This is a genomic window from Blautia sp. AF19-10LB (genome assembly GCF_003461245.1).
In the GTDB taxonomy this organism is placed as follows: Bacteria; Bacillota; Clostridia; order Lachnospirales; family Lachnospiraceae; genus Blautia_A; species Blautia_A intestinihominis.
In genome coordinates this window covers 1-7,708 of record NZ_QTWS01000068.1, presented here as the reverse complement: position 1 = coordinate 7,708, position 7,708 = coordinate 1, and the positions used below count along the sequence as shown (strand labels likewise).

Below are 7,708 nucleotides of genomic sequence, written 5' to 3'. Positions count from 1 at the left end.
GGAAGTGTGGTAACACATGGAGCTGACTGCTACTAATAGGGTGAGGGCTTGACCAAGAAAAGCATGGTCAATTGATTCAGAAATGTCAACATGTATGTGGTTTTGAATATACGAAAAGAAGAAGCTAGAGCAAAATTCGCTCTAGCTTTTTTTTAATTCTCTTTTTCCCCTTTTCCTCCAATTTCCCCCAACCCACAGGGCGGCGCAAAGCACGCCCGTCCCCACACTAAAGCCGCGTGGCCAAGAAGGGGGAGTCTGAGGGGAAACTTCGGCCTTCGCAGACTCCGAGATACCTTCCCCCTCAGGATTTCGCCGGATGCGCCAGCATCCATTTAAATAAAATAAAACAAATAATCACCGACAACAACGACCCACAAGCCGTCGCAATCCCCATCGGAAACAACGTATCCGGAAACCACAACGAAGTCAGATACACCCCTGGTATCCTCACCAGGAGAATCGACATGATATTATGCAGGAAAGAAAATCCCGACCTTCCATAAGCACAAAAATACCCACTAAAACAAAAATGAACCCCCGCAAAAATACAATCAAAAATATATCCCCGGATATACTGACTTCCCAGCACAACAACCGTCGCATCCGAAGTAAACAACGACACCACAGGTCCCGCAACAAACTGTATCACAACAGCCACGATCACCCCAAATCCAGCCGCGATCAAAATCCCATAACGAAGCGTCCTCGAAGCACGCTCATGCTTCCGCGCCCCAATATTCTGTGCACAAAGAGCAGAAACCGTAGAAAGCATAGAAGAAGGAACCAAAAACAAAAAGCTGATGATCTTCTCTACGATCCCCACAGCCGCCGCCGTATCCAATCCACGTCGATTGGCAATAACCGTGATCACAATAAAAGCAACCTGGATAAATCCATCCTGCAGCGCAACCGGAATGCCAATATTCAGAATTTTCTTCATAAATCTATGATCCGGACGAAAATCCTTCCGCGACAAAGAAATCCCGGTTTCCTTTTTCATGATCACGATCAGTGCAATGACCACACTCACAAGCTGCGACAAAGTAGTACCAAGCGCAGCCCCAACCGGACCAAGGTGTAAATATCCCATAAACAGATAATCCAGCCCGATATTCACCACACACGCAATTGCAATAAAATACATCGGACTTTTGGAATCCCCGATCCCACGAAAAATCGAACTGATAATGTTATACGCCGTAATACATGGAATCCCAATAAAACACACCGTAAGATAAGCCACAGTTCCAGTTACCGCTTCCAAAGGGGTAGACATCACAGATACAATTGGATGAACAAGAAGAAGCAGGATCACCATCAGCCCAACAGCAACAGCCATAAACAAAGCAACCGTGTTTCCAATCGTTCTGGAAGCACTTTTTTTGTCCCTGGCACCGATTGCCTGTGCAATGGTAACCGTAGAACCCATGGCAAGGCCGACGATCATAACAGTGATCATATGCATAACCTGGCTGCCGATCGAGACAGCAGTAGTACTCGCGATCCCCTCAAACTGACCAATGATAAAAAGATCAGCCATGCCATATAAAGTCTGTAGAAAATAAGATAAGAGATATGGCAGTGAAAAATAAATGATATTTTTCAGAACACTGCCGGAAGTAAGATTTTTTTCCATAAAATTATTGACTCCTTTCCATCTGATTTTAAACATTACAATGGTTGTAGAGTCAATAACTTTTTTACATTACCGCTTTAAATTTACGAATACTGATATAATAACTGACGACAAGAAGCACCGTCGCTCCCGTCCATGCGGCAATCTCCGCATAAAAAATCCCATTCTGTCCGACAAGTTTCGGAAGCAGCAGAGCAACACCAACCCGGACAAAAAATTCCACAACACCACTCAGCATAGGAATCATCGTATTTCCAAGCCCCTGTAGCGCAGAACGGTAAACATACAGGAAATACAAAATGCAGAGGCAGGAAGCCATAATGGACAGATAATGCCATGCAATGGCAAGCACCTGTTCCGTCTGTGCCGGGTCACCGGAAATAAACATAGAGAGCAGTGTTTTTCCAAAAAGAAACATCATGATACTGATAAATGCTGAAGTCAGAAATGCAAGAAAAGCACTGGCATGCACACCTTTTTTGATACGCCCGATCTTACCTGCACCAAGATTCTGCCCAACATAGGAAACCACTGCATATCCATAGGAGATCGCAGCCATCTCCAGAACACCATAAAGCTTATTCGTTGCAGTAAATCCGGCAACAAACAGAAATCCATATCCATTGATCACAAACTGTACAGCAAGACCGCCAACAGAAATGATCACATCCTGAAACAGGATCGGAGCGCCGAGTCCAAGAAGTTTCCGGTTCAGTCCCGGCACATGTTCAAAATCACTTCTGGAAGTATGTACAATATCGATTTTTTTCACCACAACGAAACAGTACAGAGCAGAAAAAGCCTGAGCAGTAACCGTAGCAAGAGCAGCACCGGCTACACCCCAGTGAAGCCCGGCAACAAAAACAAGATCCAGGACCACATTGATAACAGAAGCAATGAGCATAGCGATCAGAGGCGTTCGGCTGTTGCCAAGAGCACGCAGCACGGAGGCAAAAATATTATAGGCGGCAACGATCGGAATTCCGCAGAAAACGATCCTGAGATAGATCAACGACATCCCAATAATATTATCCGGTGTATTCAAAAGCACCAGGATCCATCTGGCAGCAAGCTGACTGACGATCAGAAGCGAAACAGCAGTGACCGCTGTAAGCAGATAACTGTGTGCAACTGCTTTCTTAAGGTCACTCCATTTCCGGGCACCATAATGCTGCGAGATCAGAATAGAAAACCCCTGTGTAACTCCGGTAGAAACGCCGAGTACCATCCACATGATCCATTCCACCGCACCAAGGGCAGCCAGAGCCTGAACCCCGGCAACCTGTCCGACAACGATCGTATCCACCATCGTATACAACTGCTGAAAAATATTCCCCAGCATCAGCGGCACTGCAAAAAGCAGGATCAGCTTCGCCGGGGAACCCTTCGTCATATCACGAACCTGATCTGACATAAAAAATCCTCCAATACATAAAAATAAAATCCACTTGCATCTGTCCTATTTTCACACGAACAGGCAACACTGTCAACTATAAGAACAGATGATTTTTCAGAGCGGCAAATAAGGTATGATCGCTCTGAAATCCTCCGGCAGTGTTCCGGTCAACCTGATCTCATTTCCTTCAAATGGCTGCCGGAAGTATACCTTCCAGGCATGGAGAGCAGTGCGGGCAAAAGATGGCTGTACAGAAAAATTGTCCAGCTTTTGCTCATAGTACAAAGTATCGCCCAGAAGCGGATGCCCAAGTGCTTTCATATGGACACGGATCTGATGCGTGCGGCCTGTATCCAGGCGGAGAGATACCAGTGACCAGTTTGCTGCACTGTAAAGCGTACAGTAATGCGTAACTGCGGGCAGCAGAGAAGCATCAGTACTGCAATTATCGTCAGGAGCAGGAACAGCCTGCATCCGCAGTGGGTGGTCAGATACTTTTTTTACAGGAAAAGAAATGGTATGCCAGAGATCAGCAGGATCTTCTGGGAGATATCCAGCTACAACGGCAAGATATTCCTTACGAAAAACATGCTCTTCACGCTGTGCCTGAAGCCGCTGCGCCGCAACCTGATTCTTGGCAAACAGAATAATACCAGAGGTCTCTTTGTCGAGCCGTCCGATCGGGCGGACACGGACGGAGGCCTTTTTGTTTTGAAAATAAGCAGCTACCAGATTGGAAAGTGTGTCCGCATAATGTGTTCCGGACGGATGTGTGAGCATGCCAGCCGGTTTATTTACCGCAAGAATATCCTGATCCTCATACAGAATCTCAAGGGAAGAAAAATCGCCCGAAACAAGCTGTTCAGAAGCAGTTTCCGCAGTTTCCAGACAGACCTGGATTTCGTCACTGGGAAGGACAAATTCTGTGATCCGGCAGCGGATGCCATTTTTCTGAATGCCATCCGGAAGAAATTTGGCGCGGCTGATCTGCTTTTTTGTCAGGTGTCCCTGAGCACGAAGAACCTGACCGACGGTAGAAATGGCTGAATCAGACGGGACTGTAAAGCTGATATATTTTTCCATAAGAAGCGTTCCTTTATTATAAGTGAGATTGGGATTTTTATTCCAATATTCCCATATTGGTCGGGAGTTTGATATTTTTGTACGTGTGGAGCAGTTTTTCCAGTTCATAGATCGCAGGGGTCAGAAACTTGTTTTTGTGATAGACAAGCTTGAATTTGCGGTTCCATTCGCCATTCTGGTTATAAAAAACCCGGATCGTATTGTGCTGGATCTCATGTTTCATAAGCCGGAGAGACATGACAGAAAGCACCCGGTCATAAAGCACCGCATTCAGGAGTGTACGGGGACTGTTTGCCTCCCAGACTGTCTGAACAGAAATCTGATGCCTCGCTGCATAGTCTTCAAAAAGTTGCCGGGTTCCGCTTCCCTGCTCGCGCATGGCAAAAGATTCTCCGGCGAGATCCTGTACCTGGATACAGCTTTTCTGATAAAAAGGATGATCTTTACCTGCGGCAAGCACTAGGCAGTCATCTATGATCGGGAGAACGGTAAGGTCAGGAGAAAGAATCTCGCCTTCAACGATTCCGGCATCCAGTTCAGAACGAAGGAGCTTCTGTTCAATGTCCTTGGTATTACTCACATAAGAATGGACCCTGACATCCGGGCAGATTTTCTGTAGTTTCGGGATCAGAAAAGGAGTCAGGCACGTTCCGATCGTGATCGTGGAACCGAGTTTCAATGTGGAGGACTGTCCCTGGTTGAGCATCAGTTCTTCAAGCTGCTGGAACTGGCGGATCAGACTGCGCGCCTGCGGCAGAAGCAGATTTCCGCGTTCTGTGAGGTAAAGCTTTTTGCCGAGGCGTTCAAAAAGAAGCCCGTTGTAATGCTTTTCCAGCTCGCGGATCGCCTGGCTTACGGTAGGCTGCGATAAATACAGATGAGCGGCAGCTGCACTCATAGAGCCCTGGTCAGCTACTGCAACAAAAATGGTCAGATGTCGTATCGTCATTTTACATTCTCCTAATATAGAAAATACCTATCATTTCTATAAAATAATATCATTTTTCAAATACATACTCAAGTGGTATATTATGAATTATAAATGAAAAAAACATGGAATGAGGTATAGAGATGTCAGCATTAACAGTCAGCAAAGAAGATGAAAAAAGAGTCAAAGGAATGGGATTTCTGAACAACAGAGGAACCGATCTGTTTTCGGCACGGGTCCTTACGATAAATGGAAAAGTAACCGCAGCACAGCACCGCTGTATGGCAGAAGCAGCCGAAAAATTTGGCAATGGAAATCTACTGTATACAACGAGACTTTCCGTAGAGATCCAGGGAATCCCTTATGATAAGATTGAAGAATTCCAGCAGTTCATCGCAAAAGAAGGACTGGTGACAGGAGGAACGGGAGCAAAAGTCCGTCCGGTGGTATCCTGCAAGGGAACAACCTGCCAGTATGGACTCCTGGATTCCTATGCGATCTCCGAGGAAATCTACAAACGTTTTTATGAAGGATACAGCGATGTCGCACTGCCGCATAAATTCAAGATCGCAGTAGGCGGCTGTCCGAACAACTGTGTCAAACCGAATTTGAATGATGTCGGGATTATTGGACAGAGGATCCCGGAAGTCAACACAGATGTCTGCAAAGGCTGCAAAAAATGTGCGATTGAAGCCGCGTGTCCAAACAAAGTTGCAAAGGTCATTGATGGAAAGATCCAGATCGACAAAGAAGCGTGCAGACACTGTGGACGCTGCGTAGGAAAATGCCCGTTCCACACGATCGAAGACGGTACTTACGGATACAAGATCTACATCGGCGGACGCTGGGGCAAAAAAGTATCAAAGGGAAGAGCACTTGGCAGGATTTTTACATCCAAAGAAGAGGCACTTGACGTTATCGAGAAAGCAATCCTTTTCTTCAGAGATAACGGAATCAAAGGAGAACGTTTTGCAGAAACAATTGAGCGGATTGGTTTCGAAAATGTGGAGAAAGAGTTGCTTGCCTGACCAATATCTGTTAGGATAGGGGAAGAGGAAATTTCAGCGAAAGCTAATACAAACTGGAGGCAATGATTATGGAAATAAAAGAACAGATTCATGGATTAACAGACGAAATGCTGACAAATCTCGGAAGACTGGTTGCGATCGATTCACAGCTTGGGACTCCGGCAGAGGGAATGCCTTTTGGCGAAGGCCCTGCAAAGGTACTTGAGGAAGCACTCAAGATTGCCGATGAACTCGGATTCAAGACCGTAAACCTGGACAATTACTGCGGCTATGCTGAGATGGGCGAAGGCGAAGAAATCGTCGGTATTGCAGGACATCTTGATATCGTTCCGGTCGGCGGTGACTGGACTTATGATCCGTTCAAACTTACCAGAGAAGGTGACCATGTTTACGGACGTGGAACCACAGATGACAAGGGACCGGTTCTGGAAGCTCTTTACGCAATGAAGCTTCTCTGTGATTCCGGAGTGAAACTCAACAAGAGAGTTCGTCTGATCATGGGCTGCAATGAGGAGACAGGTTCCAAATGCATGGAGCATTACAATGAAGTTGCAGAAGAAGTATCCTGCGGATTCACACCAGACGCAAACTTCCCGTGCATCCACGGTGAGAAGGGCATGGTAATGATGACAGCACATTCTAAGAATACCAGGATCATTTCCATGAACGGAGGTTTTGTTTCCAATGCTGTGTGTGATACCTGCAATACAGTCGTTCCGGCAGAAACCGGACTGAAGGACAAACTGGAAGCAGCTTTTGCAGAAACCAAACTTCAGGAATACAAAGTGACAGAAGAGAACGGTGAGATCAGCATTTATGCAAAGGGAGTTCCTGCACATGCTAGCACACCGACTCTTGGTGTCAATGCGGCAGGTGTGACATTTGAATGTCTTGCCAAAGCAGGATTCGAAGATGACTTTGTGAAATTCTACAATGAACATATCGGTACAGCCTGTGATGGTTCCGGTCTTGGACTTAAGTTTGCAGATGAATTTGGTGAGCTGACTCTGTGTAATGGAATCGTCAAGACAGAAGATGGAGTGATCTCCAGTACGATTGATATTCGTGTACCGGTTACTCTCAAAGCAGACGAAGTCCGCAAGATGTGTGCGGACAGACTGGAAGATGAGAACGGACGTATCGAGGTTCATATGATCGGTGATGCACTGTTCTTCCCGAGAGAATCCTCGCTTGTAAATGCTCTGTACAAGGCATACGTAGATGTTACAGGCGATACAGAGAACAAACCGATGGTGATCGGCGGTGGAACTTACGCGAAATCACTCAAAAACATCATCGCATTCGGACCGGAAATGCCGGGGATCGACTACCGTATCCACGGCGCAGATGAGTTTATTCTTGTATCTGGAATGGAAGAAGCTGTGCTTATCTATATGGAAGCGATCAAGAATCTTCTTGCAATCTAACCAGATCAACTGCTATTTGGTTATAAGCAAGTAGCAAAGCGGAGTGCGAATATCCGCTTGACTCAAATGGGGACATGGTGGAGCTTGCCATGTCCTTTTTGTTGTAGTGTGTCCAGCGAAGCTGAACCACACTAGCCGGTGTAAGTCCGGCCACGGTAATCGCCAGTGAGCCGTGTAGCTAAACTCGGTGCGTTGCAGTAATGCAGGGTA

The 7,708-nt window shown here is 46.3% G+C and carries 6 protein-coding genes; 2 read left to right on the top strand and 4 right to left on the bottom strand.

Translation table 11 applies throughout. The features are described from left to right. Positions 1–301: 301 nt before the first annotated feature. The 4 genes from DWX28_RS18700 to DWX28_RS18685 form a co-directional block, all read right to left on the bottom strand. Positions 302–1,636 carry an MATE family efflux transporter gene (locus tag DWX28_RS18700; RefSeq protein WP_118254644.1) on the bottom strand — a complete coding sequence of 445 codons (1,335 nt, stop codon included), beginning with the start codon at positions 1,634–1,636 and terminating at the stop codon, positions 302–304. A gap of 64 nt (positions 1,637–1,700) precedes the next feature. Next, positions 1,701–3,050: an MATE family efflux transporter gene (locus DWX28_RS18695; RefSeq protein WP_022213410.1), complete on the bottom strand. Its 1,350-nt coding sequence runs from the start codon at positions 3,048–3,050 to the stop codon at positions 1,701–1,703. 96 nt (positions 3,051–3,146) lie between these two features. Next, entirely contained in the window at positions 3,147–4,115 is a 969-nt protein-coding gene (locus DWX28_RS18690; protein WP_118254641.1) for an RluA family pseudouridine synthase, read from the bottom strand. A 37-nt stretch (positions 4,116–4,152) separates the two neighbouring features. Further along, complete coding sequence (locus DWX28_RS18685) at positions 4,153–5,064, bottom strand: LysR family transcriptional regulator (protein ID WP_022213412.1); 912 nt, start codon at positions 5,062–5,064, stop codon at positions 4,153–4,155. Between the two features lie 122 nt (positions 5,065–5,186). On the opposite strand from DWX28_RS18685, the gene DWX28_RS18680 reads away from it, so the two are divergent. Then, positions 5,187–6,071, top strand: coding sequence for a 4Fe-4S binding protein (locus tag DWX28_RS18680; protein ID WP_022213413.1), 885 nt, complete (start codon positions 5,187–5,189; stop codon positions 6,069–6,071). A 68-nt stretch (positions 6,072–6,139) separates the two neighbouring features. Continuing rightward, positions 6,140–7,498, top strand: coding sequence for a M20 family metallopeptidase (locus DWX28_RS18675; protein ID WP_118254639.1), 1,359 nt, complete (start codon positions 6,140–6,142; stop codon positions 7,496–7,498). Positions 7,499–7,708 lie beyond the last annotated feature (210 nt).

Coding starts and splice junctions, on each gene's coding strand:
- DWX28_RS18700 (WP_118254644.1), bottom strand. CDS start 1,636: ATGGAAAAAAATCTTACTTCCGGCAGTGTTCTGAAAAATATCATTTAT.
- DWX28_RS18690 (WP_118254641.1), bottom strand. CDS start 4,115: ATGGAAAAATATATCAGCTTTACAGTCCCGTCTGATTCAGCCATTTCT.
- DWX28_RS18695 (WP_022213410.1), bottom strand. CDS start 3,050: ATGTCAGATCAGGTTCGTGATATGACGAAGGGTTCCCCGGCGAAGCTG.
- DWX28_RS18680 (WP_022213413.1), top strand. CDS start 5,187: ATGTCAGCATTAACAGTCAGCAAAGAAGATGAAAAAAGAGTCAAAGGA.
- DWX28_RS18675 (WP_118254639.1), top strand. CDS start 6,140: ATGGAAATAAAAGAACAGATTCATGGATTAACAGACGAAATGCTGACA.
- DWX28_RS18685 (WP_022213412.1), bottom strand. CDS start 5,064: ATGACGATACGACATCTGACCATTTTTGTTGCAGTAGCTGACCAGGGC.